The organism is Zhongshania sp., assembly GCF_041584495.1.
Taxonomy (GTDB): domain Bacteria; phylum Pseudomonadota; class Gammaproteobacteria; order Pseudomonadales; family Spongiibacteraceae; genus Spongiibacter.
Window position 1 is genome coordinate 1 of the sequence record NZ_JBFHDY010000035.1, and the last position, 22839, is coordinate 22839.

16 protein-coding genes are annotated in these 22839 nt (G+C 51.7%); 11 read left to right on the forward strand and 5 right to left on the reverse strand.

The genetic code is table 11. From position 1 onward, the window contains the following. Positions 1-115: 115 nt before the first annotated feature. The 5 genes from ABYP33_RS08065 to ABYP33_RS08085 all read right to left on the reverse strand — a co-directional run bounded on the left by ABYP33_RS08065 (position 116) and on the right by ABYP33_RS08085 (position 8749). Positions 116-1342: a Wadjet anti-phage system protein JetD domain-containing protein gene (locus tag ABYP33_RS08065; protein WP_373090241.1), complete on the reverse strand. Its 1227-nt coding sequence runs from the start codon at positions 1340-1342 to the stop codon at positions 116-118. Next, a complete protein-coding gene (locus ABYP33_RS08070) occupies positions 1332-4796 on the reverse strand; it encodes an SbcC/MukB-like Walker B domain-containing protein (RefSeq protein ID WP_373090242.1) in 3465 nt (1154 codons plus the stop codon). Before ABYP33_RS08070 ends, ABYP33_RS08065 begins: the two co-directional genes overlap by 11 nt. After that, the gene (locus ABYP33_RS08075) at positions 4793-5428 is read right to left on the reverse strand and encodes a DUF4194 domain-containing protein (RefSeq protein WP_373090244.1); all 636 of its coding nucleotides are present in this window, start codon (positions 5426-5428) and stop codon (positions 4793-4795) included. Before ABYP33_RS08075 ends, ABYP33_RS08070 begins: the two co-directional genes overlap by 4 nt. Beyond that, on the reverse strand, positions 5422-6828 hold the full coding sequence (locus tag ABYP33_RS08080; protein ID WP_373090245.1) for a Wadjet anti-phage system protein JetA family protein: 1407 nt from the start codon (positions 6826-6828) through the stop codon (positions 5422-5424). Before ABYP33_RS08080 ends, ABYP33_RS08075 begins: the two co-directional genes overlap by 7 nt. A gap of 112 nt (positions 6829-6940) precedes the next feature. Then, on the reverse strand, positions 6941-8749 hold the full coding sequence (locus tag ABYP33_RS08085) for a cation:proton antiporter (protein ID WP_373090246.1): 1809 nt from the start codon (positions 8747-8749) through the stop codon (positions 6941-6943). Positions 8750-8912: 163 nt separating this feature from the next. Here ABYP33_RS08085 and ABYP33_RS08090 point away from each other — a divergent pair, with 163 nt between their 5' ends. The 11 genes from ABYP33_RS08090 (at position 8913) to prfB (ending at position 22798) form a co-directional block, all read left to right on the forward strand. Next, positions 8913-10550 (forward strand): hypothetical protein, encoded by a 1638-nt coding sequence (locus ABYP33_RS08090; RefSeq protein WP_373090247.1) that lies wholly within the window; start codon positions 8913-8915, stop codon positions 10548-10550. A gap of 120 nt (positions 10551-10670) precedes the next feature. Further along, a complete protein-coding gene (rdgC, locus tag ABYP33_RS08095; RefSeq protein WP_373090248.1) occupies positions 10671-11609 on the forward strand; it encodes a recombination-associated protein RdgC in 939 nt (312 codons plus the stop codon). Between the two features lie 262 nt (positions 11610-11871). After that, positions 11872-13017, forward strand: a complete 1146-nt coding sequence (locus ABYP33_RS08100) for an acyl-CoA dehydrogenase family protein (protein ID WP_373090250.1) — start codon at positions 11872-11874, stop codon at positions 13015-13017. Positions 13018-13057: 40 nt separating this feature from the next. Beyond that, positions 13058-13831 (forward strand): SDR family NAD(P)-dependent oxidoreductase, encoded by a 774-nt coding sequence (locus ABYP33_RS08105; RefSeq protein ID WP_373090251.1) that lies wholly within the window; start codon positions 13058-13060, stop codon positions 13829-13831. Positions 13832-13904: 73 nt separating this feature from the next. Then, entirely contained in the window at positions 13905-14687 is a 783-nt protein-coding gene (locus ABYP33_RS08110) for an enoyl-CoA hydratase/isomerase family protein (RefSeq protein WP_373090252.1), read from the forward strand. 45 nt (positions 14688-14732) lie between these two features. After that, positions 14733-15497: a crotonase/enoyl-CoA hydratase family protein gene (locus ABYP33_RS08115; protein ID WP_373090253.1), complete on the forward strand. Its 765-nt coding sequence runs from the start codon at positions 14733-14735 to the stop codon at positions 15495-15497. Positions 15498-15527: 30 nt separating this feature from the next. Further along, entirely contained in the window at positions 15528-16769 is a 1242-nt protein-coding gene (locus ABYP33_RS08120; protein WP_373090254.1) for an acetyl-CoA C-acetyltransferase, read from the forward strand. Positions 16770-17032: 263 nt separating this feature from the next. Then, complete coding sequence (locus ABYP33_RS08125; RefSeq protein WP_373090255.1) at positions 17033-18340, forward strand: homoserine dehydrogenase; 1308 nt, start codon at positions 17033-17035, stop codon at positions 18338-18340. Positions 18341-18453: 113 nt separating this feature from the next. Further along, positions 18454-19851: a threonine synthase gene (thrC, locus tag ABYP33_RS08130; protein WP_373090256.1), complete on the forward strand. Its 1398-nt coding sequence runs from the start codon at positions 18454-18456 to the stop codon at positions 19849-19851. A gap of 16 nt (positions 19852-19867) precedes the next feature. Next, positions 19868-21595, forward strand: coding sequence for a single-stranded-DNA-specific exonuclease RecJ (gene recJ, locus ABYP33_RS08135; RefSeq protein ID WP_373090257.1), 1728 nt, complete (start codon positions 19868-19870; stop codon positions 21593-21595). A 104-nt stretch (positions 21596-21699) separates the two neighbouring features. Continuing rightward, positions 21700-22798, forward strand: a protein-coding gene (gene prfB / locus ABYP33_RS08140) for a peptide chain release factor 2 (RefSeq protein ID WP_373090258.1) whose coding sequence is annotated in 2 segments (ribosomal slippage) — positions 21700-21774 and positions 21776-22798 — 1098 coding nt in all. Because the reading frame shifts where the segments join, the coding sequence is not laid out codon by codon here. The last annotated feature ends 41 nt before the right edge of the window (positions 22799-22839 follow it).

A 22839-nucleotide genomic window follows, 5' to 3' on the forward strand; every position in this document is an offset into this window, starting at 1 on the left:
GGGGTGCGAAGTGATTTCATAACGAGCTCCTAGTATTTATATTATGCGTAGGTTGGCTAGATGTAACTTGTTTTACCGTTAATGATTGAAAATGTCGATGCGGGTTTATGGTTTGTCATGCAAAGTGTAAGGGTGACACGGGGTCAAGAGATTCCTGCTCGACGCCGCAGACGACCTTGTTTTGCTTGAGCGCTTCGCTAATCAGCTTGTGAAGGTGGCTGATATGCGGATTGCTTGCCGCCGCTATGGTATCGGTGAGTGCCTTTAAATCTATTCTATTTTCATTTGATGCTGGCTCGTTAAACATACGAAAGGGAATCACCTTTCCGTCAAGCTGGCGATCTAGGTGGGCGAGTATTTGGTAGCCGCCAAGATCTATGTCGCCCCAGTGGTATACTGGGCACTGAACGCCTGCAATAAGGCGCTGCACTGGTGCGATCCATTGCCTTGGCGGGAAGCCAGAGGTGTAAATGATTACGCCGTCGTCGTCGATTTCTCGGCAATAGCGTTCAAAACTGCTTAAGTTTTCAATCAACAAAATATAAGGACTAGGGCTGGCAAGGGATATAGCCGTCAATTGTTCAAGCGGCATGGCAATATAGGGCGTGGCGCCCAGTGTAGAAATTGCTGAATTGCGTAGCTCTAGACGGCACTTGCCACGGATGCGCAACAGCGGGGAAAATTTGCTGACGCCCCATTCGGCCAAGATCTCAACGTGGCTGTACGCGATACTTAGATCGTGGCGGCCACTCAATATTAAAACGTCGGTGATAGCGGGGAGATTGTTTTCTAAGATTTTAGAGTCGCCGAAGGCCTTTACACTTGCGGTTCGAAAATCGATATTCAAATTGTCTTGCGCGGCTAGCCAGCTCGCAAAGCGAATGCCGAGAAGCAGGGCGTCTTTGCGATTATTTGAAAAGCGATGAATGCTTTTGCTATTTCGCCACGTGTCAGCAAGCTCGCGAAATGCGTCTTGAAGCCAGCTCGGGGCGGTTAGAAGCTGGGTTTGCAGCAACTGTATGTCAGCTTCAATGACCTCCGCGAGGACGTCAATATTTAGGGCTTTTAGCACGGCGCGGGTATTGCCGATGACGATACTTTTGAGTATTGGTATTTCGTCAAAGCCCTCGGCGTGGTAACAAATCTGAAGCTGGGGAACTTGCCTCGCAAGCGCATTTAAATAGTCGTGGGCGGCTAGCCGATCGGGGGTTGAGGCCGTGAGGTAGTCGTTGTGACTTCTGGGTGTAATATTGATTTTGCCTTCGCACACCAGCGCACTCGTTTTGTTTAGCCGTTTCAGACATTGCAGCAAGAGGCTATGGGCGAGGGCCTTAGCGTCCAAATTCTTGCTCCACGGCAGCCATAAAGGTATTCGCCAGCTCCGGGTGAATAATCGGATTGTCACTCTCCAGCAACAGTTTTGCTGCGTCGGTATGGCGGTGATTATCCAGAAAGACCTGAGAATTTGCTCTGATTACCGTGATGGTGCGGTCAATATGGGGGGCGATTTTTACCGAGGCTTCAGGTGGCGCGGCCAGAATAATCTGGAGGCCGAGACTCTGAAAGAACTGGAGAGCCGCGGCGGTGTTCACGCTGTCCATTTTTGACATGGCTTCATCAAAAATAGCCAAAGAGGCGCCGCCAATAACGCCACTGTCACCTTGCTTGCGAAGCTTGTAGGCGTTCATAAACGACGCGCCTAAGGCCACGTAAAATGGCGATTGCTGTTCGCCCCCTGATCCGGTTTTCAATAGGTCTGAGAAGCGGCGCTTGGCACCGGTTTCGGTGTCGATTGTCTGGATGTCAAAGCTAAAAAAATTGCGGTAGTCGGCAATCTCATGCAGGCGCCCATCGGTAATGACTTCCTCAATGATCATCAAGCCTGGGTGATCTTGCGCGTCGTCAAAGAGTCCGCCGGGAATATGGCTTTCGTCGGGTAACGTGACGTAAGCATACACGTCTTTGAGGGTGTCAATCTCAACGAGCTGGGAGGTGAATTTGAAGCGGGTATTGTTAAAGTGCAAGTGGGTGAGTGCGCTGTTTAAGGTGTCGAAGGTGCCTTGCAAGCCGGTCATATTGTCTTTTAGCTTTGAGGCGATTTCGCTGCGGAAATGCTGAATCATCATCTCTCGGGTTTCTGCCGCAATGTGCTCGTGTACGGCGATCTCAGATCTTTCAATGGCGTCGGCGTATTCCCTACAGCGGCTGAGTGCGTCAAGCGGTGGTAGGGCGACTAGCTCAGTCTTGTCTTCCAAGTCGTGACGATGCACAAGTTCACTGAGTTCTAGGTTGGCATTTTCTTTCGCTTCGGTCGCCTTGCGCTCCTGATTTCTCGCCTTGGCGAAGGCGTCATTCTGAATAGTGTCGAAGTCTTCATTATACTTTTCTGCCAATTGTTCAAACATCGCCGAGGAGGCCTGCTGGTCAAAAAATGGCTGTGACTCAATGGTGGCGCGGGCGGTAGCCGCCTTGCCGATTTCCTCTTTTAATGGCGGGATACTTCGCTCAATTTCCTGCAGTTGCATGCGCAATTCGCCGCGCCGCTGCTGGGCTGTCGCCATGGCACTGCGATATTCTGTGCAGGCCTTGTCTGCTGCAATAAAGCGGCGTTCAAGTGCGGCAAAGCTGTCGTCGGCTTCCAGTTCTTTTATTAAGTCTTGAAAATGCTGGGCGTCTTTTTTTAGCTGCTGAAGGGTGGTGAAGCTCGCGATTGTCTGGTCTTGCTGTTTTAGTAGTTCGATTTTGTGGCGGCTTAGCTCGTTGCTGATGTCTTTGAGTGGGCCTAACAGGTCTTTGACCTTAGTGTGTTCTTGCAAGGTATTAACAAGATCTTGATGGAGCTTTTCAGCTTGCGACTGGCGCGCGGCTTGGCCAAACAAAATAAACTCAATGGTATTGCCGCCGCTGATGGTGCCGTTTGCGGCGGTCATGCCATCTTTGGTGATGCCTCGGTGGCACTGGCGCAATTCGGCCTCGGTGTTGACCAGCTCAACGTCGTATAATAGCCCTTGCAGATAATTGCGTACAACGACATTGTCGGCCTCGATTAGGGCTGCGGCGGTGCCGTTTTTTGGGGTGTTTTTCGGGGCGCGAATTTTTCCTGGATTTAATAATTTTACCGCGCGCAAACGCGGGTTGGTGTTTTTCTCCCGGCGGTAAATAGCGAGAGCGCGTTCAAGTGTCGGCGTGTCGACGGGTTCGCCGTCGGGATTGACGATCAACAAGGCCTCGCGGTTCCAAACACCTAAAAAGCGCTCGACTCCCTCCTGCCATTCACCGTCACTGATCTCTGCCATATCACACACTGGGCTTGCCTGAATGTCATGGGTTTTGAGGAGCTGGATGACGGCCTGGGTTTGTGGTTTGAGACTGGCTTGGCCCGCTTTAAGGGTTTTGTGAACGTCAGTTAGGTATTGGATTGTACTCTGATATTCGCTGTTTTTACGGTCTAAATCGCTCACCCTTTGGGCTAGGCTGGTTAGAGGTGTAGCGAGCTTTTCGACGGCAGCAAAGGTGTGCTTGAGCGTTGCCTCACTCTGGGGCCACGTATTAAAAACGTCTTCTTTGGCGAAGGCTGTGCAGGCTTGAATGTCGTTAATTACGGTTTGGAGTTCAGTGCGATTAGCGGCGTCAATGCCGTTGCTTAGCGGGATTGCCTCTATCGCGCTCAAGCTGCGCCGACATTCATTTAAGACGGTCGTCAACGGCTTGATGTCGGTGTTGACGCGATCAAGACGCTCGCGATAAAGGGCGATCTTAGCCGCTAAGTCGGAATCATTTTTGTCTGTCAGTGCTTGGTCGCGCGTTGACGCAAGCTTGGTGAGCTTGTCTTCTAATTCAGCGTATTGCGTATCTTCATGCCGTTGTTCGGTGAGCGTCGTGTCTCGCTGTTCTTCTAGGCTCTCTAAACGTAAGTCGGCCTTGCAAACTTGTGCTTCTCGCGATGCCCATTCACAGGCCACTGATTTTATAGAATGACTTTTGTAGGCGTCAAAGTGCTTGATAATAGCGTTGAATCGAACAAGACGGTCTTTGGCGTTTTGGATGTCCTTAAGAATGTCTTGGTATTGCCGGTAATCGTTTTCGATTCGAACCACATCGATATTTTTGCTCGGCAGAATGTGATTGCGGATAAATTCGGTCACGTTTTTTTGCGGTTGAAAACGCAAGCCCTGACTGATAGTGCGAAATAGCACATCTGGCGAAATAGCCGCATGGGCGCCCATGGCCGACATCATGACGCAGGCCTGATCGCGAAACTCGGTTGAGGTTGCGCTAACGGTGGCTTTGCCGGGCATACTGGCTAAGCGTTGCTGAAAGTCTTTGAAGGGCAATACCGATTGGTCTTGTAAAAAGTCGCTTGCTGAGAGGGCGTAGCCGTCAATTAAAAATAGGTATTTGTCGATGCTGCTGCGATCTTGTCGGGCATAGAATGCGCAGCCAAAACTGTAGTAGGCGCCGTTTGGCTTTTGGAAGCACAGACTTATATAGGTGTTGGCAACTTGCCTGGGCTCGCATTTTTCGTTGCTGCCGCTATCTTCGGTAACTTCGCCAAGGGCGTATGAGCGAATTGAGCGGCCTGAACCTCGCCCATCTGAAGACGCTGCGTTGTACATCAGCTTGTTTTCGTCGGCGCCGGCAAGGATGGTTTGGATGGCGTCGAGAATGGTGGATTTTCCGGCGCCATTGCTACCGGTAAGCATGATCGATTCGCCATTGATATTAAGGTCGTCGCTTTCAAAAAGATACCAGTTAACCAGTGATATTCGCATGAGGCGGTGGGTGATTATTTTCATTGGCTGTCCTCGGCTTCGGTCTCTGATTTATCCTCGTCTTGATCGTCGTCACTTGCGGGGCTGTCGGTAAAGGCGCTTAGTGCGGTGAGGTAATTGGCGCTAACCACGCGCATGATGGACGGCAGGATAGTGATTTCTTGCATTTCAGACAGTTCATTGACTTTGCCAAGTTCGATTACACCGGCTTTTCTTAGGCGGTCTAATGCGGATTTAGTGTCGCGCGGCTTGGGCTTCGCTCGACCGGTAGCAAGGCAATATTCATCTAACAAGATGGCTTCGCTAGGTTGGCTGCGGCCATTTTCAGAGCGCGCTTTACGGCATTCCATGTCGTGCATTTTGGCTAAAATCAGCAGAAAAATAGTTTCCAGCTGATTGAGGCCGGGACGGTTGGCCTTGGGGATAATGCCGCAGTAGCCAAAGTGATTGTCGACAAAGAACTCGTCGCCAAAGGCGGCAAAGAGGTCTTCGAAATAGTCTTGCTGGCTGACCAGAATGTCATAAGTACGTCCTAGTGCGCGGCTTTCTTTGAAAATAAATTGCCGTTCACGCAGTCTTGCGGCAACAGCTTTAAGCGCTGCGGCGTCGATGCCGTTGGAATTGGTGTCGACGATTTTTTCAAATTCTCTCAGCATCCTTCTACCCTTTGGATTACGAGTTGTGGGGCGATAACATATTCGTTTTCGGTAATGTGGCCGGGATTGATTTGAATATTAAATTGCTGTGCTAATGCGGCGTAATTGCCGCCTTTCGATTGGGAGCCCGCTATTAATTTTCTAACTTCAAGGTAGGCCAATAGGTCGTCAAGATTGTCGATTTGCATATCGCAGCTCGTTATTTTGGCGTTGTCACCGAGGTTTTTTTCTAAGTAGTTTTTGAGCCTAACGGGGTTGTCCATACGGCGCTGGAGATAGGCTTTGAACGCCCGGTCTCGTGCGATTTGCTCAAGTGGTGGCGGTGGTCTAGAAAGGGCTGTGGCTTCAGCTTTGTCCTTTTTTCCTGGTCGTTCATAGAGCCGGTGGGACGCTAAGAACGTGTCGTCGACAAGGGGCGCCGGAAATTGCTCTGCACTGCAGCTAACAATTTTTCCGATAACGCCGTCTAAGCGCCGACCAATATCGGGCGTGGACCGATATGAGTAGCGAATGGCTTCTCTGGTGCGGCGAGTCATAGACCGGCGGTAGCGCTCCATGCCTTCCATCAGTGTGGGGATATTGGTGAATACTCTGGTGATGGCCTGCAGCTCAGCACGCACTTCATCTTGTATTGATTCGGCGCTGGCTTCGTTTCTGGTGCTGAGAATTCCGTTTACGACTTCGTTTAATACACTGCTGTCAAAGGCGATTTCGGCAGACTGGCTTAGTATTCGGCCGCGAAAGCGGTAGGGGTTGTCCTTGCTGTGCAGGGTTTTGTAGTCGCGAGTAAAAACTTGGTTGATGAAGATGTTAAAGAAAGTGTCGAGTTGCTCCGAACTCTTGCTTTGATTAAGCATGCGGTAGGCCAGTTCGCGGGTGGTAAACGATAATGCGGAAGCTTCTGCGTAAAATGTCTTTGCACTTTTTGCGGCAAAACTAATTAGGTGCGCATTTTCGCGGGGTGATTCCAGCACATTCTTTAAGCTGGAATAAACCCCTAAGCAGATGCTGCCGAGATCGAGTTCGCCTTGTTCGCCGAGGCTGGACAGGGCATTGAGCAGTTGGGCCGCGTCGGGCGGAAAGGAGGTAATTCGGCGATAGCCGATTTCGTCCATTTCAATTAGCCAGTCGGTGTCTCTGAGACGATTGTAAATTCGGCCGGCCAGGTCTGTGTCGGTATCGGCAATAAGCTCATCTTCGTCTTGCCATTCTATGGTTTGCGACTGATTAAACAGTTCGCGCCGAATGCAGTCTTTTGCTTCCTTGGGGGTGCATTCGTCTCCGCTTTCCTGGCTTTCAATTAGTCGTTTGTAGAGGGCGTGAAGCCCGATACCGTAGAGCCGAGCGTTCTTTGATGCCAAGGGTTTAAAAAGATTATTTGAAATCCGGTCGAGAAACACAGGGCTTCCTTTCTAAATACGAGCTGTCTTTGGTCGCGGCAAGCTCACAGCGCACGCGCTGTGAGCTTGCCGCTTGAATAGCCAGGTGATGGCGCTGGCTGAGGTAATTAGCTTAAGTTAAAACGGCGGGCTCGACGGCCTCGGCGTTTGACTCTGGTGGTACAAAACTGATAACTGTATCACCGGGCTGCAGTTTACGGGGTTTTTGGCTTAGCCATTCCAGTTTGCCGCTTTCGGGGATAATGGCAAGCCGCACGGCATCTTCAGGTAGCTTGGCCAAAAAGTCTTTTTCGGTGTAAGTCTCGGTAATAATCGTTTTGCGGATACCCCAGCCACGAATCATTCGGGTCCACAACTCGGCAAAAGAGATATTGGCAGAGAAGGCGGTAATGCCACGTCGAGTTTCGGACACCACGCGATTGTGCCGTTCATAGCCGCTGTCGTAGGGCTGAAACACGCGGTGGCGGCCAAGGTGGGGCGCAAAGTGGTTACATACCATTGAGTTGTAATGGTTGTTGCCTGTTGCGGCCAGCACGGTGTAAATATTGTCTAAGGCCATGGCTTCCTCGGCCAAATCAGACAGCACCTCGCCAAACCACGTGTCTATTCCCTGTTGGCGGGCAGATTGCAGTCGGCCCCATTCCGTATCGGCAATAACCACATCTTGGTTGATTTTTTTCAGGGCGCTAGCCAGTTCAACGGTCCACGGTGAGGCGCCAACGATGAGAATTCGGCCTTTGCCAGCCGATCCCAATTTCAATAGTTTGGTGAGGGGGCCAAGGGAAAAACCGTGGGCAATGATGGTTGTGAAAATAAGCATAAACACCGCCGGCACCAGATACTCGGCGTCGCTGAACCCGGCATCAATGAGTGCTGGTGCAAAAGCGCCAGCGGACGCTGCGGCGACAACCCCGCGCGGGGCGATCCACCCCATTAGCACGCGATCCTGCCAGCTACAGTCGGTGCGGATGGTGGCAAGAAATACGGCCAGGGGGCGAACCACAAAAACAAAGCCAAGCACCATGGCAATGAGTTGCCAGTGAATGGCGCGTATTGAGTCCATGGTGAGGGAGGCGGTGAGCACCACGAACAAAAATGAGACCAAAATAATGGTGATGTATTCTTTAAAGCGGCGCATTTCATCTAAGCTGCGCAGACGCATATTGCCCATTACCACGCCCATTAAGGTCGTTGCCAGTAAGCCTGATTCGTGTTGGGCGAGGTCAGATAGGGCGTAAACCGCGAGTACTGCAGCGATGATCGAGGGCGCTTTTAGGTATTCAGGAATCCAGCCCTGGCGAAATGCGTGGCCCAAGCTATAGGCAACGCCACCGCCGAGCACGACTGAGACTCCGAGGGCTAAGCCGAGACTGGCGAGAATCGATTGCAGGGCAGGGCCTTCGCCTGAGTAAAGTAGGTATTGGTAAACCAGTACCGCTAACAGCACGCCAATGGGGTCATTGATAATGCCCTCCCACTTCAAATAGGATGCCGTGCGGCGGTTGAGCTTGGCGTGTTTTAATAGGGGCATAATGACGGTTGGCCCGGTAACCACCAATATGGCGCCAAGTAAGGCTGATACCGCCCAACTCAGGCCACCGACCCAGTGGGCCATGGCAATACCGATTGCCCACGCTAAAATAACGCCAATAGAGGTTAAGCGCCGGGTTACTTGTGCTGTTTCACGTAATTCATGGAACTGAAGATTGAGTCCGCCCTCGAAGAGAATGATTGCGACAAACAGCGAGGTGACGGCGGTGAGGCCGGTGCCAAAGTCGACAGCGGGTTGAATCCAGCCGCTAATCGGCCCAAGTACCAAGCCACAGGCGGCGAGCAGCACAATAGCGGGGAGGCGAAAGCGCCAAGCCAACCACTGACAGATGATTCCGGCGACTAAAATACTGACTAAGGCTGTTGTCATCGTGAAATGAATTCCCATGTTAATTTGCGGTGCTGAAGATGTCATGGTCAGCCCTGTAAAGTAAAGCTGGGAACTGGGTCAAATCAAATTAAACTGCTTGAGTTATGATGGTTTAGCGCTAAAACCGACTATTCAGGCGCACTTTTGGGTGATGGGGACGTTAATGATTAAGCAACTCAGCAGCATTCTATGGGGATGTTTGCTTGTGTTTGGTATAAGTGGCTGCGCGCATCATGCTGAACAGCGTCGTTTTAGTGCCGAAGGCCAACCCTCACCGGTTTTTAGTGGTGAATATCGTGGTGACTTATTTAGGCAAGGTACCGTGATCTACGGCGATAAGCTTGATACAGTTTTTAGTGGGAAATTTAACGAGGCAGGCTTCCCGCTGCGGGGCGAGCTCCGGCAGTTCTATCAAGATGCCCACGGAGGGCGGCTGCAGCTGCTACTAACGGGCGATTTTAGTTTAGATTCGGAGGAGAATGAACTCGGATTTGCCGGTGGTTTCGCTATACTTGATGCCGAGCAGCGTGTATTGGCCAGCGCTGAGGTCAGTCATTGGGCGGCCGCTTATAGTGAGTGTCACCCCTTTCAGGCGCCGCAACGTATGACGATGGTGGGTGAAAACACTTATACCCAATATCGCCGAGATATTAGCCCTGCCGGGGCAGACCATGCGTTTGTCAAGATTCGTCGCCCTTTATCCGGCCCGTTTGAAGTTGATCTTCGTTATCAAGCTGGGGTGCCTAGGGGCATAGTGAAAATATCCACGACCAGCAGCGAGGGCAGACAGTATGTTGTTGAACGCCAGTATTTTAATTTTCAAATAGTGGGAGAGCCGGTTCATTATTTTTATTATGAGCCGGCTAGTTTTACCGAGGTCGATATCTTGGGTGACTGCAAAATAATGCCTAATTTAACGGCGCCGCAAGCGCTGTTGAACGTCTATGCCTACGATTGTGATCAAGCGGTGTTTTATGCCTTGAGCGAGGATTTTCCGGCGTCCGTATTGGCGATTGCCGCCGCCGACTTAGATAATAGTGGCGCCTTTTACCGCTTTACGCTTTATCGCCACGGCGTGGTTAGTCAAATTGAGATTAGTGTTGATGCCCTGTACGAAGGGCAGTGGCTGCGGCACGGTGATGTAAGCCAACTGCATTATGGCGACCTGCGGTTTTATGCGCGTTACCTGCTTGGCACACGGATTAGTATTGGTATTCAGGTTGATGATGAGGGGCCAAAATACGTACGTTTTGGCCAGTCGGGGGCTGAGGCGGAAACACTCCCGAGCGCCGAGTTGTATGACCGCATCAACGGTCGCTATGAATGGCAAGTGACCCGCTTAAATAAGCACTTTTCGGCGGTTTTGGGCAGCAGTATTGTGTCGGCAGATGTGCTTGCGACACTAAAAGAGGTGTTGTTAGCAGATTTAAGTGAAAACAAGGCCATTGCCCAGGATGGCCAAGTGCCAGGTTTGAGCGAGTTATGGCAGAGCTGGCAGCGCCAAAGTCGGGCGCGCATTATCACGTGGCAGCGCCATAGTGTTGGGGGCCAAGAGAAAGCGCCGGCGTCGATGCAGTTAAAATTGAAAGCAGACATTGATAAGTGGTTGGCGCAAAGCCAAAAGCTGCTTCTTGACGAGGCGGAGCGGCGCTGTGAACTGAATGGTCAGAGTTTCAATAGTGATGTTTGGCAGTGCGAGAATCGGCCTGATGCTCGCCTTGCCGCCGTCTGCGTAAGCTATTTAAGTAAAGCTGTCTGCGCCAAGATGGCAGGGGAGTTTGCGGCGAGCGCGGCGCAGTAGCCGGTGGCAGTGCTAGGTATAAATTTGCCAATAATGTTGTGTTCTTGGTTTTCCCCCTGCCATAAAGCACTACAATGACGGCGAACATTTTCTTTTATCGTTACACAGGCATTGCGATACATGTGGTTTAAAAATCTTCTTATATACCGTTTTACCAAGCCATTTACCCTCACTGCAGATGAGGTTGATCAAAAATTAGGCGAAATGGCCTTTTCACCCTGTAATAGTCAAGACCCCTCTAGTTACGGCTGGACCATGCCGCTGGGCAGTCAGGGTAGCCAATATGTGCACAGTGCTAATGGCTATATTATGGTCTGCGCCAAAAAGCAGGAAAAAATTCTCCCCGCAGCGGTCATTAACGACGTGTTGGCCGACAAGCTCGAGGAAATTAAATCTCAAGAAGACCGCAGGCCTGGCCGTAAAGAGCGCACAGACCTAAAAGAAGAAATCATTTTTTCTCTGCTGCCCCGCGCCTTTACACGCTCGAATCGTGTTTTTGCCTATATTGCGCCCCAAGAGGGTTTGTTGATTGTGGATGCGGGCTCACATAATAAGGCGGAAGAATTAATGGTTTTATTGCGCGAGTCGCTGGGTAGTCTGCCGGTTATTCCGATTAAGGCAAAAAATGTTGCTCAGCACGCCATGACCGAGTGGCTGACCAATGGCAGTGCTCCCAAGGGCTTTGAGCTGGGTGGCGAATGTGAATTGCGCGACAAGGCCGACGAAAGCGCAGTGATTCGCTGTAAAAATCAAAACCTTTGCTCCACTGAGATTAATAATCACATTCACGCGGGTATGTTCGTTAATAAGCTGGCATTGCATTGGGTAGGGGATATCGATTTTATTGTTGACGACCAGTTGACGATCAAGCGTTTGAGCTTTGGCGACCTTGTTCAGGAAAAACTAGGCGAAACCAGTGCCGATAGCGCCGCTGAGCAGTTCGATGTGGATTTCAATATTATGACCGGCGAATTTGCTAAATTTATTCCGGCGGTATTAGAGGCCTTTGGAGGTGAAGACACCGCCGAGCAAGACCCTGTTATTTCTAGTGCAGCATAAGTAGTACCCCGGCGGGCTGGCGTAGCCAGTTCCCGCCACCTCTTTTCCCTACAAACGTCTTGGTATTTATGCGACTGGATGTGCAGGCTTTGTCGCGTCAGTGTAAGAAAATGTCATTTTTTTTGTTCTCTAGCGACATGTCCCCTTGGCCTGCTATAGCACAGAATAAGCCGCACATTTTTAGGGTGTCAATCATCTCTACCGACTTGCAGGCAGAGCTTCTCGATGCACTTTAATAAAATGCTTATTCGCAGGGATCACTATGCAAAGAGATTGTTTTACGGAAGAGCAGAATCAATTCCGCGACGCATACCGGCGCTTCCTAGAGAAGGAAGTTACGCCTTTTCGGGATGCGTGGCGCAAGGCGGGTATTGTTCCCCGCGAGATATTTAAAAAAATGGGTGAGCAGGGCTATTTGCTGACGTGGGCCGCTGAGGAGTTTGGCGGTCTCGATATCAATGATTTCCGCTATCAGCAGATCATGATTGAAGAAGATGGTTTTTATGGCGAAGCTGGGCTTTTTCACACTCTCCATAGCCGTTTGGTTGCGCCGTATTTAAAGCATTTTGGTAATCCTGAGCAGCAGCAGCGCTTTATTCCTGACTGCGTTAGCGGTGAGCGTATTCTCGCTATTGCGATGACCGAGCCTGATGCTGGCAGTGATTTGGCGGGTATGAAGTCGCGCGCTGAGGATAAAGGCGAGCATTGGTTGCTGAATGGTTCTAAAGTTTATATTTCAAACGGCATTCTGGCCGACCTAGTAATCGTGGCGGCCAAGACCAATCCAGAAAAGCCCCGAGAAATGACCTTGTTTCTGGTTGAAGCCGGCATGGACGGCTTTGAGCGCGGCCGCAATTTAGATAAATTGGGCTTGAAAGCGCAGGATACGGCTGAGTTGTTTTTCACCGACGTTAAAATACCCAAAGCAAACGTATTAGGTGAGGTGGGGCGGGGTATGCACCACTTGATGCAGGGCTTGGCAGAAGAACGCTTGATTACGGCATGTATCTCACTGGCCGCCGCACAGAGTGCCTTTGAGTTAACCAAGGTGTTTGTGGAAGACCGCAAAGTGTTTGGGCAGTCGCTGTCGGAACAGCAGAATACTCGTTTTAAAATGGCGGCCATGCGCACTGAACTCGATGTTGCCCAGGCGTTTGTCGATCAGTGCGTAAGCCAGCATAACGAAGGTCGTTTAACGGCAGATTCGGCATCTAAGGCTAAGCTATACTGCTCAGAGGTAGAGGGGCGGATGGTCGATGAAGGTGTTCAATTACATGGTGGCGCCGGTTATATGCAAGAATATGAAATTTGTAATCTTTACGCCAATGCACGTATTAGTCGTATTTTGGCGGGAACGTCTGAAATCATGAAAGAAATTATAGCGCGCTCAATTTTTGAGAAGCGCTGATTCCTTAACCTTCCACACTCATAACAGTAGGAGAAAACTCATGGACATTAACGGTAAAGTTGCAATTGTTACTGGTGGCGCATCAGGCTTAGGAGAAGCCACCGTGCGCGCCTATGTGGCTAAAGGCGGCAAGGTCGCTATTTTTGATATGAACGCAGATCGTGGCAAAGCCATTGTTGCTGAATTGGGCGCCGATAATGTGAGCTTTCACAATGTAAACGTCGCTGATGAAGAGTCTGTGAGTACAGCCATTGCTGAAGTCATGGCCAAGTTAGGCGCAATTCATATCTGTAATAACTACGCGGGTATTGGTAATGCGGTGAAAACCTTGGGTAAAAATGGGCCATTTCCACTCGACGCCTATAAACACGTCATCAATGTTAATTTGATTGGCACTTTTAACGTCGCGCGCTTGGCTGCCGAGCAAATGGCTAAAAACGAGCCATATGACGGTGTGAATGCGCGTGGTGTCATTATAAATACAGCGTCGGTGGCCGCTTACGAGGGGCAAGTCGGTCAGTTGGCTTATAGCGCCTCTAAAGGTGGTGTTGTCGGTATGACATTGCCAATGGCGCGGGACTTAGCCTCTTATGGTATTCGTGTGAACACCATTGTTCCAGGCTTGATCCACACGCCCTTGTTTGAAACTCTGCCAGAAGAAGCATACAAGTCGCTAGAAAATAGCGTGGTGAATCCACGGCGTCTTGGCCGTCCGGATGAAATTGCCCACCTATCAGTGATGATTGCTGAAAACGAATACATGAATGGTGAAGCTATTCGCTTGGATGGTGCAATTCGTATGCAGCCGCGTTAAGTACTCAGTTAAGCGTGTAACCCTGTGCGCTGCGCGCAGCGGGGTTTTGATACCGACAGAGGACATGCAGGCTATGAGTGACAAACCAGTGGTAGACCTTGCAGTAGATGGCCATGTTGCCACTATTTTTCTTAATAGGCCGGATTCGCTGAATGCCTTTAATCGGCAGATGCGTACTGAATTACTTGCCAGTTTCACCCAAGTTGCCGCCATGCCAACGATTCGGGTTGTGGTTTTGGCAGCGAGGGGGCGGGGCTTCTCTTCTGGTGCAGATCTTTCAGAAGGCCTTGTGCCGGGGCAAACTGTAGAGCGCCAGATACTGGACGAGTACGGGCCAATTTTGCGTTTAATTGAGACCATGGACCAAACAGTTATTGCCGCAATTCCCGGTGTTATGGCGGGTATCGGCGCGGCGATCGCCGTGCATTGCGATTTGTCGGTGATGGCAAATAATGCCGGCATGGTTATGGCGTTTAGCAATGTTGGTTTGGTGCCAGACGGCGGTGCTAGCTGGAGTTTGCTGCGTCGTTTGGGTTACCAACGCACCTTTCAGTTGCTTGCAGAAGGCGGCAAGCTCGACGCGGCGGGTTGCCTAGAAGCGGGCTTGGTGACTAAGTTAGCCGACGCCGATAAAGTGCTGGAAACAGCGCAAGAGTGGGCCAGGCTGCTTGCCGTGCGTGCACCTATCGCCTTGCGCGAAACAAAATCACTGCTCCGTAACGCGGCTACGCAATCATTTAATGAAACGGTGGCTTGCGAAGCCAAAGCGCAAAATGTCTGCTTGGCCAGCGAGGATTCCGCCGAAGCAATTGCCGCGTTCTTGGCAAAGCGTAGTCCTGTTTTTAAGGGGCGTTAAGCGCCCTCAGCGAAACCTAACATTTATTCTCTGGGAGATTTTTCAATGAGCGATGAAGTATTAGTAAGCGTCGAAGCTGGCGTAATGGTTGTTACAATTAATCGTCCTAAAGCGAAAAATGCCGTCAACCTCGCCGTTGCCAAAGGCATTGCTGCGGCAATGGAGGAACTCGACAACAACGACGCAATTCGCGCTGCAATCATTACTGGCGCCGATAACACGTTTTGTGCCGGCATGGATTTAAAAGCGTTTGTGACCGGTGAAATGCCGGTACTAGAGGGGCGTGGATTTGCTGGTTTGTGTGAGCAAGGTCCTAAGAAGCCGCTCATTGCGGCCGTTGAAGGCTTTGCATTGGCCGGCGGTTTTGAAATCGCCATTAGCTGTGACCTAGTTGTTGTTGCCGATAACGCCAAGTTTGGTATTCCCGAGGCTAAGCGCGGTTTGGCCGCAGCCGCTGGCGGCTTGATGCGCTTGCCGCGTCAAATTCCATCGCGCATTGCAATGGAAATGGCGCTCACTGGCGATTTTATTACTGCCCAGCGCGCCTATGAGTTAGGTCTGGTTAATAAAGTAGTGGAAGCCGGTAGCGCCCTTGACGGTGCTAAAGCGTTTGCGCGCACAATAGCGGCTAACGGCCCAATGGCGGTGATCGCGAGCAAGCAGGTTGTGATCGACTCTCAAGATTGGCAACAGGACGAGATGTTCCCTAATCAGGCTAAAATTGTTGATCCGGTGTTTAGCAGTAAAGATGCAATCGAAGGCGCCACAGCTTTCGCGGAAAAGCGCGCGCCTAACTGGAGAGGTTGTTAATTGCCTGCAGGGCTTAAACGAGGTCATAAAATGAAAGAAGCATGGATAATTGACGCTTGCCGTACCCCTCGCGGCATTGGTAAAGCGGGTAAAGGCTCATTAGCTGGCATTCATCCCCAGCAACTAGGCGCTACTGTTTTGAAAGCGATTGCTGAGCGCAATAATTTAAACACGGCCGATGTTGACGATATCATCTGGGGCACGAGCGCCCAGCGCGGTACTCAGGGTGGTGACTTAGGTCGTATGGCGGCGCTGGATGCAGGCTACGATATTCGTTCAAGCGCTGTAACACTAGACCGCTTCTGCGGTTCTGGTATCACTGTTGTCAACCTAGCCGCAGCCAGCATCATGTCGGGTATGGAAGACGTGGTCATTGCGGGTGGCACCGAAATGATGTCTACCTACGGTGAGAATAGTCAGGGCATGTCACCGTTTATGGATGCCGGTAATACTCGTTTGCGAGAAAGTCATCCCCAGCCACATCAAGGTGTGTGTGGTGATGCAATTGCGACGCTGGAAGGCATTAGTCGCGAAGACTTGGATAAATTAGCATTTACCAGTCAGCAGCGCGCCGCCCATGCAATTGCCAACGGTCACTTTGATAAAAGCCTTGTGCCAGTCTATCGCGAAGACGGTACTCTGGCGCTGGATAAAGAAGAATTTCCCCGTCCAAGCACTACCCTAGAAGGTTTAGCGCAGCTTAAACCTGCCTTCGCCGAATTAGCCTATTACCCCTTGGACGAGGCTGGCACCACCTATGCTGGTTTGGTGAATAAGGTGTATCCCGACCTAACAATTAGTCACGTTCACCACGGTGGTAACTCGTCCGGTGTGGTAGACGGCGCAGCGGCTCTGTTGTTGACTTCTCCAGAATACGCCAAAGCCCATAGTTTAAAACCTCGCGCTAAAATCGTTGCCATGGCCAATATGGGTGATTCGCCAACTTTAATGCTTAACGCACCCGTGCCAGCAACCTTAAAAGTGCTGAAAAAAGCCGGTTTGACTATTGACGATATCGACTTGTTTGAAATCAACGAAGCCTTTGCCGTGGTTGCCGAGAAGTATATTCGCGATCTAAAGCTGGACCGTGACAAAGTCAATGTAAACGGTGGCGCAATGGCCTTAGGTCACCCCATTGGTGCAACGGGCGCGATTTTGATCGGCACATTGTTGGACGAATTGGAGCGTCGCGGCCTTAAGCGTGGTCTGGTGACCATGTGCGCTGCCGGCGGTATGGCGCCAGCGATTATCATTGAGCGTATTGACGACTAGATTTACGCGATTTAAGTCTTTGAGTACAGCGGCCGCAGATGCGGCCTCTTTGTTTTTTGTCCGGCCAGAAAGCGATAGTGCCGTGTTAAAGCGGCATTGCGCGAGAATAAAACGCCCTGAATCCCCCCAGACCATAGCCTTAGCGGCCCAGCTTGACTAAAATGCACTCCTTTCGGCTTGGAATTTAACAGTTTCCGTGCCAGTCCCAGTATTGTCGGGTTTTCAGCGCCCGAGATATTGCCTGATGTTTTTAAGGAGCAATAGTGGATTCGGTCAAAGTAGGAATATGTGGTTTAGGAACCGTGGGCAGCGGTACGTTTGCGGTATTGAAGCGCAATGCAGCAGAAATCTCTGCACGAGTTGGCGCCGACATCGTGGTGGCGCAAATCGGTTCGCGTCGCGACAACCCCAAGTGCGACACCGGTGACGTGGCGATTAATCGCGACGTGTTCGCCGTGGCTGAAAACCCCGAAATCGACATTCTGGTGGAGTTGATTGGCGGCACCACTGTGGCCAAAGAACTCGTCTTAAAAGCGATTGCCAATGGCAAACACGTGGTCACCGCGAATAAGGCACTGATCGCTGAGCACGGCAATGAGATTTTCGCCGCTGCCGCAGAGAGGGGCGTAACTGTTGCTTTTGAAGCGGCTGTCGCCGGCGGAATTCCCATCATCAAGGCGCTGCGTGAAGGCTTGGCGGGCAATAAAATTCAGTGGCTGGCGGGTATTATCAACGGCACGGGCAACTTTATACTTTCTGAAATGCGCGAAAAGGGCCGAGACTTTGCCGACGTACTGGCCGAGGCGCAGGAGCTGGGCTATGCCGAAGCGGATCCCACGTTTGACGTAGAGGGCATCGATGCCGCGCATAAGCTAGTTATCCTTGCTTCTTTAGCCTTTGGTATCCCATTGCAGTTCGACAAGGTCTTCACCGAGGGCATTAGCCGTATTGCTCAAGAAGACGTGATCTATGCTGAAGAGCTTGGCTATCGCATCAAACACTTGGGTATCGCCCGTGACACTACCGAAGGCATCGAGCTGCGGGTTCACCCGACCCTGATTCCTGAAAAGCGGCTGATCGCCAATGTAAATGGCGTCATGAACGCGGTGTTAGTGCAGTCAGATGCCGTTGGCCCTAGCCTGTATTACGGCGCTGGCGCCGGTGGCGAACCGACCGCTTCTGCGGTCGTAGCGGACATTATCGACGTGGCGCGTACCTTAAGCTCGTCGCAAAACAACCGCGTACCGTATTTGTCATTTAAAACTGAATCACTGAGCGCCCATCCAATACTGCCCATCGACGCCGTAGAAACGGCTTACTATCTGCGCATGACTGCAGTGGACAAGCCTGGTGTACTGTCTAAAGTCGCTCAGATCCTCAGCGACGGTGGTATCAGTATTGAAGCCTTGATTCAAAAAGAAGCGGCAGATGACGCCAATCTAGTGCCCATGATTATCCTGACCAATCGCACCATCGAGGCCAAATTATCGGCTGCGGTAAGCCAGATCGAAGGTTTGGAAAGCATTGTGGGTGAAGTGACGCGGATAAGAGTGGAGTCATTGGCGGGTTAAGGCCGCTTTACGCGGCAGGGGAGACGGGAAACGCCAGTGCGGCTTTTGCGTCTCCCGTCTCCCATCAAGCGTTTAACTACTATAATTTAACGAACATTGAGAGCTAAAAGCACGTGAAATACATCAGCACCCGCGGCAAAGCGCCCGCCCTGAATTTTGAAGACGTTCTGCTCACTGGCCTCGCGCCAGACGGCGGTTTGTATGTGCCCGAGTCTTTGCCCAAGTACAGTAAAACGCAGATTGCGTCGTGGGCGTCCTTGTCGTATACCGATTTGGCGTTTCAAATTATTCAGCCCTTTATCGGCGGCTGCATTCCTGATGATGACCTCAAAGCGATCATTGACGATACCTATGTCGATTTTCGCCATCCTGCGATTGCGCCGCTGGTGCAGTTAGATCGCAACGAGTGGGTGCTGGAATTGTTCCAAGGGCCGACCTTGGCCTTTAAAGATTTTGCCCTGCAAATGCTGGGTCGCTTGCTCGATTACGTGCTTGAGCGCCGCCAGCAGAAAGTCGTCATTATGGGCGCGACCTCGGGTGATACCGGCTCGGCTGCGATCCAAGGCTGCAAGCGTTGCAGCAATATCGACATTTTTATTCTGCACCCTTATCAGCGGGTATCAGAGGTGCAGCGCCGCCAGATGACCACCGTGGTGGGCGATAATATCCACAATATCGCGGTGCGCGGTCACTTCGATCACTGCCAAGCCATGGTTAAGGCCAGCTTTGCCGATCAGCGCTTCTTACCTGAAGGTCGCCAACTGGTTGCAGTTAACTCGATTAACTGGGCGCGGATTATGGCCCAGATCGTTTACTATTTTTACGCCGCTTACGCCGTTGGCGCGCCAGCGCGTTCGGTGAGTTTCTCGGTGCCTACCGGTAATTTTGGCGATATCTACGCCGGTTATTTGGCCAAGTGCATGGGCCTGCCCATCGAGCAGCTGGTGGTAGCGACCAACCAAAACGATATTCTGCACCGCTTTATCAGTGGCAATAAATTTGAAAAGCACGAGCTGCAGCACACCTTGTCGCCGAGCATGGACATTGTGGTATCGAGCAATTTCGAGCGGATGTTATTCGACTGCTATGATCGCGATGGTGCCGCTATCGACGATTTAATGACGAAGATGAATACCGAGACTGTATCGATTCCCAATGCCGCGTTTGCCAAAGTGCGGGGCTTGTTTGATAGCTACGGGGTGAATGACGAAGAAACCGTGGCCATGATTGCCTCGGTATATGAAGACAGCGAATACCTGCTCGACCCTCATTCGGCCATTGGTGTAAAAGCCGCCCGCGAATGCCGTCGTGATACCGCTACGCCAATGATCACCTTGGCCACCGCGCACCCAGCTAAATTCCCCGAAGCGGTGATGAAGGCGGGCTACCCCGCGGCGCCAGCGCTACCCCATCACATGAGCGATCTCTTCGATTTGGACGAGCGCTATGAGGTCGTTGACAATAAATTGGAAGACGTGCACGCTATGATTGCCGCGAATATTCGCGCGTGATTTGCTCCCTAACGTAGTGACAGACTTTCCTAAGATAATTCTTCGTAAGCCCGTCGCCGCAGAGTTTTCTGCGGCAGTGCCCACCCTTCTGCAAAGACTCTACGCCAGCCGTGGCTTGTCTCGCGATGCTGATCTGGAGTCTGGCTTAGAGCATTTACCCAAGCCAGAAATGAAAGGCATGAGTGATGCTTGCGCCTTGCTCGCCAACGCCTTAGAGAAGCAGCATCGTCTGTTAATTGTGGGTGATTTTGACTGCGACGGCGCCACCAGCACCAGTCTTGCGGTTTTGGGTTTGCGGGCCTTGGGCGCGGCAGATGTTGATTATCTAGTGCCCAACCGCTTTGAATACGGCTATGGCCTTACCCCGGAAATTGTCGCGGTAGCGGCGGAGCGTCAGCCAGATTTAATCATTACTGTGGATAACGGTATTTCCAGTATCGACGGCGTTGCCGCGGCGGCAAAACTGGGCATTCCGGTGCTGGTCACCGATCACCACTTGCCCGGTGAATCACTGCCCCAAGCCGCCGCGATTGTGAATCCCAATCAGCACGGCTGCCCCTTTGCTGGTAAATCCTTGGCTGGGGTAGGGGTGATGTTCTATGTGCTGCTGGCATTGCGTAGCGAGTTGCAGCAGCGGGGCTGGTTTAGCGCCGAACGGGCAAAACCTAACTTGGCCGAGTTCCTGGATTTGGTCGCCCTCGGCACCGTCGCTGACGTTGTGCCTCTGGGCCAGCTAAACCGCATTTTGGTTGAACAGGGCTTGCGCCGTATTCGCGCGGGCCGCTGTCGTCCGGGCATACAGGCTTTGTTGCGGGTTGCGGGTAAAGAATCTAGCCGCTTGGTCGCCTCAGACATGGGTTTTGCCATTGGCCCGCGTTTAAACGCGGCGGGTCGCCTAGATAATATGAGTTTGGGTATTCGCTGCTTGCTTACTGAGGATGCCGATACCGCGCTGAGTTTGGCCGCCGAGCTAGACGACTTAAACCGCGAGCGTCGCTCGATAGAGCAAAGCATGAAAGACGACGCGATGCGGGTTCTAGCGCATTTGCAGCTCGATCCCACAGCGGTGCCAAACGGGATATGTCTTTACGATCCCACATGGCACCAAGGCGTAGTGGGTATTCTTGCTTCACGTATTAAAGACCGTTACCACCGGCCAGTCATCGCCTTTGCCGACGCGGATGGAGATGAAATAAAAGGCTCGGCGCGTTCGATTCCCGGTCTCCACATGCGCGATGCGCTGGATTTAATCGCCAAGCGCCATCCGGGCTTGCTCAATAAATTTGGTGGCCACGCCATGGCGGCGGGCATGAGTTTGGCCAAGGCAGATTACAGTCGTTTTGCTGAGGCCTTTGATGCCATTGTGGCGGAGCTAACTAGCCCAGAGCAATTAACTGCTGCGGTGTATAGCGACGGTGAATTGACTGCTGAGGATTTGTCTTTAGAGCGGGCTGAATTGCTGCGCGGCGCTGGCCCTTGGGGGCAGAACTTTCCTGAGCCGCTGTTTCACGGCCGGTTTCGTCTGGTGCAGCAGCGTATTGTTGGTGCGCGGCATCTGAAAATGGTGTTGGCGCCAGAGCAGGGCGGTGAGCAAATTTTTGATGCCATCGCCTTTAATATTGATACCGATGTGTGGCCTAGTCCCGATACGGAATACGTCGAGCTAGTGTATAAGCTCGACAGCAATCTGTTTCGCGAGCGCCTGTCTTTGCAACTTATGGTCGAACATCTGCGCCCGTTGTGAGCGCCTTAATCGCCCCTTGTGAGTAATTGCCCCCACGATGCTTTGCGGGAGCTGGCTCATCAGGTAAAATGCCGCCCTTTCCACGTGATACCGGATAATCTTCAATGTTAGAAGTCAATGCCATACGTCAGTCCCTAAAAAGCATGAGCGAAAGAACCGACGTGCTTCGGGGGTATCTTTGACTACGCTAACAAGAAAGAGCGTTTATTTGAGGTAGAGCTCGAACTGGGCGACCCGAAAGTATGGGACGACGCCAAACGCGCCCAAGAGCTGGGGCGAGAGCGCGCCGCGCTAGAAGCGGTAGTGGCGACCATTGATGAATTAGATAGCGGCGTGTCTGATTGCAAAGAGCTGTTGGACATGGCGGTTGAAGAGGGTGACGAAGACACCATCAGCGGTATGCAGGTCGATGTCGACCGCTTGGAGGCTTCCCTAGGTGCTCTTGAATTCCGCCGCATGTTCTCTGGCGAGATGGACCCTAACAATTGCTATCTGGATATTCAGTCTGGCTCTGGCGGCACCGAGGCGCAGGACTGGGCTAATATGGTGTTGCGCATGTATTTGCGCTGGGCAGAAGCCAAGGGCTTCAAAGCTGAATTGGTGGAACTTTCAGACGGTGAAGTGGCAGGTATTAAAAGCGCGACCATTCATATCCAAGGCGAATACGCCTTTGGTTGGCTGCGCACTGAGACGGGGGTGCACCGCCTAGTACGGAAATCGCCCTTCGACTCAGGCAATCGCCGCCACACCTCGTTCTGTTCGGTCTTTATATCGCCAGAGATTGATGACGATATTGAAATTGATATCAACCCATCAGACGTGCGCACCGATACGTATCGGGCCAGCGGTGCGGGTGGTCAGCACATTAACAAAACCGACTCTGCGGTGCGCTTAACCCACGTTCCCAGCAATATTGTGGTGCAGTGTCAAAACCAGCGCTCGCAGCATCAGAACCGCGACAGCGCGTGGAAAATGCTAAAAGCAAAGCTCTATGAGCTGGAAATGCAAAAGCGCAATAGCGCCGCGCAGGAGCTGGAAGACAGTAAATCGGATATCGGCTGGGGCAGCCAGATTCGCTCCTACGTCCTGGACGATCAGCGCATTAAAGATTTGCGTACCAATGTCCAGACCAGTAATTGCAATGCAGTGTTAGATGGCGATTTGGATCAGTTTATTGAAGCAAGTCTTAAATTTGGCCTTTAGCAGGCTAGGTCGGGTGTCGGAAGTCTGACATCTGGCGACAA

Excerpts from the sequence above, each read along its gene's own strand:
- ABYP33_RS08070 (WP_373090242.1), bottom strand. The coding sequence starts at position 4,796 with ATGAAAATAATCACCCACCGCCTCATGCGAATATCACTGGTTAACTGG.
- ABYP33_RS08075 (WP_373090244.1), bottom strand. The coding sequence starts at position 5,428 with ATGCTGAGAGAATTTGAAAAAATCGTCGACACCAATTCCAACGGCATC.
- ABYP33_RS08085 (WP_373090246.1), bottom strand. The coding sequence starts at position 8,749 with ATGACAACAGCCTTAGTCAGTATTTTAGTCGCCGGAATCATCTGTCAG.
- ABYP33_RS08090 (WP_373090247.1), top strand. The coding sequence starts at position 8,913 with ATGATTAAGCAACTCAGCAGCATTCTATGGGGATGTTTGCTTGTGTTT.
- rdgC (WP_373090248.1), top strand. The coding sequence starts at position 10,671 with ATGTGGTTTAAAAATCTTCTTATATACCGTTTTACCAAGCCATTTACC.
- ABYP33_RS08100 (WP_373090250.1), top strand. The coding sequence starts at position 11,872 with ATGCAAAGAGATTGTTTTACGGAAGAGCAGAATCAATTCCGCGACGCA.
- ABYP33_RS08105 (WP_373090251.1), top strand. The coding sequence starts at position 13,058 with ATGGACATTAACGGTAAAGTTGCAATTGTTACTGGTGGCGCATCAGGC.
- ABYP33_RS08110 (WP_373090252.1), top strand. The coding sequence starts at position 13,905 with ATGAGTGACAAACCAGTGGTAGACCTTGCAGTAGATGGCCATGTTGCC.
- ABYP33_RS08115 (WP_373090253.1), top strand. The coding sequence starts at position 14,733 with ATGAGCGATGAAGTATTAGTAAGCGTCGAAGCTGGCGTAATGGTTGTT.
- ABYP33_RS08120 (WP_373090254.1), top strand. The coding sequence starts at position 15,528 with ATGAAAGAAGCATGGATAATTGACGCTTGCCGTACCCCTCGCGGCATT.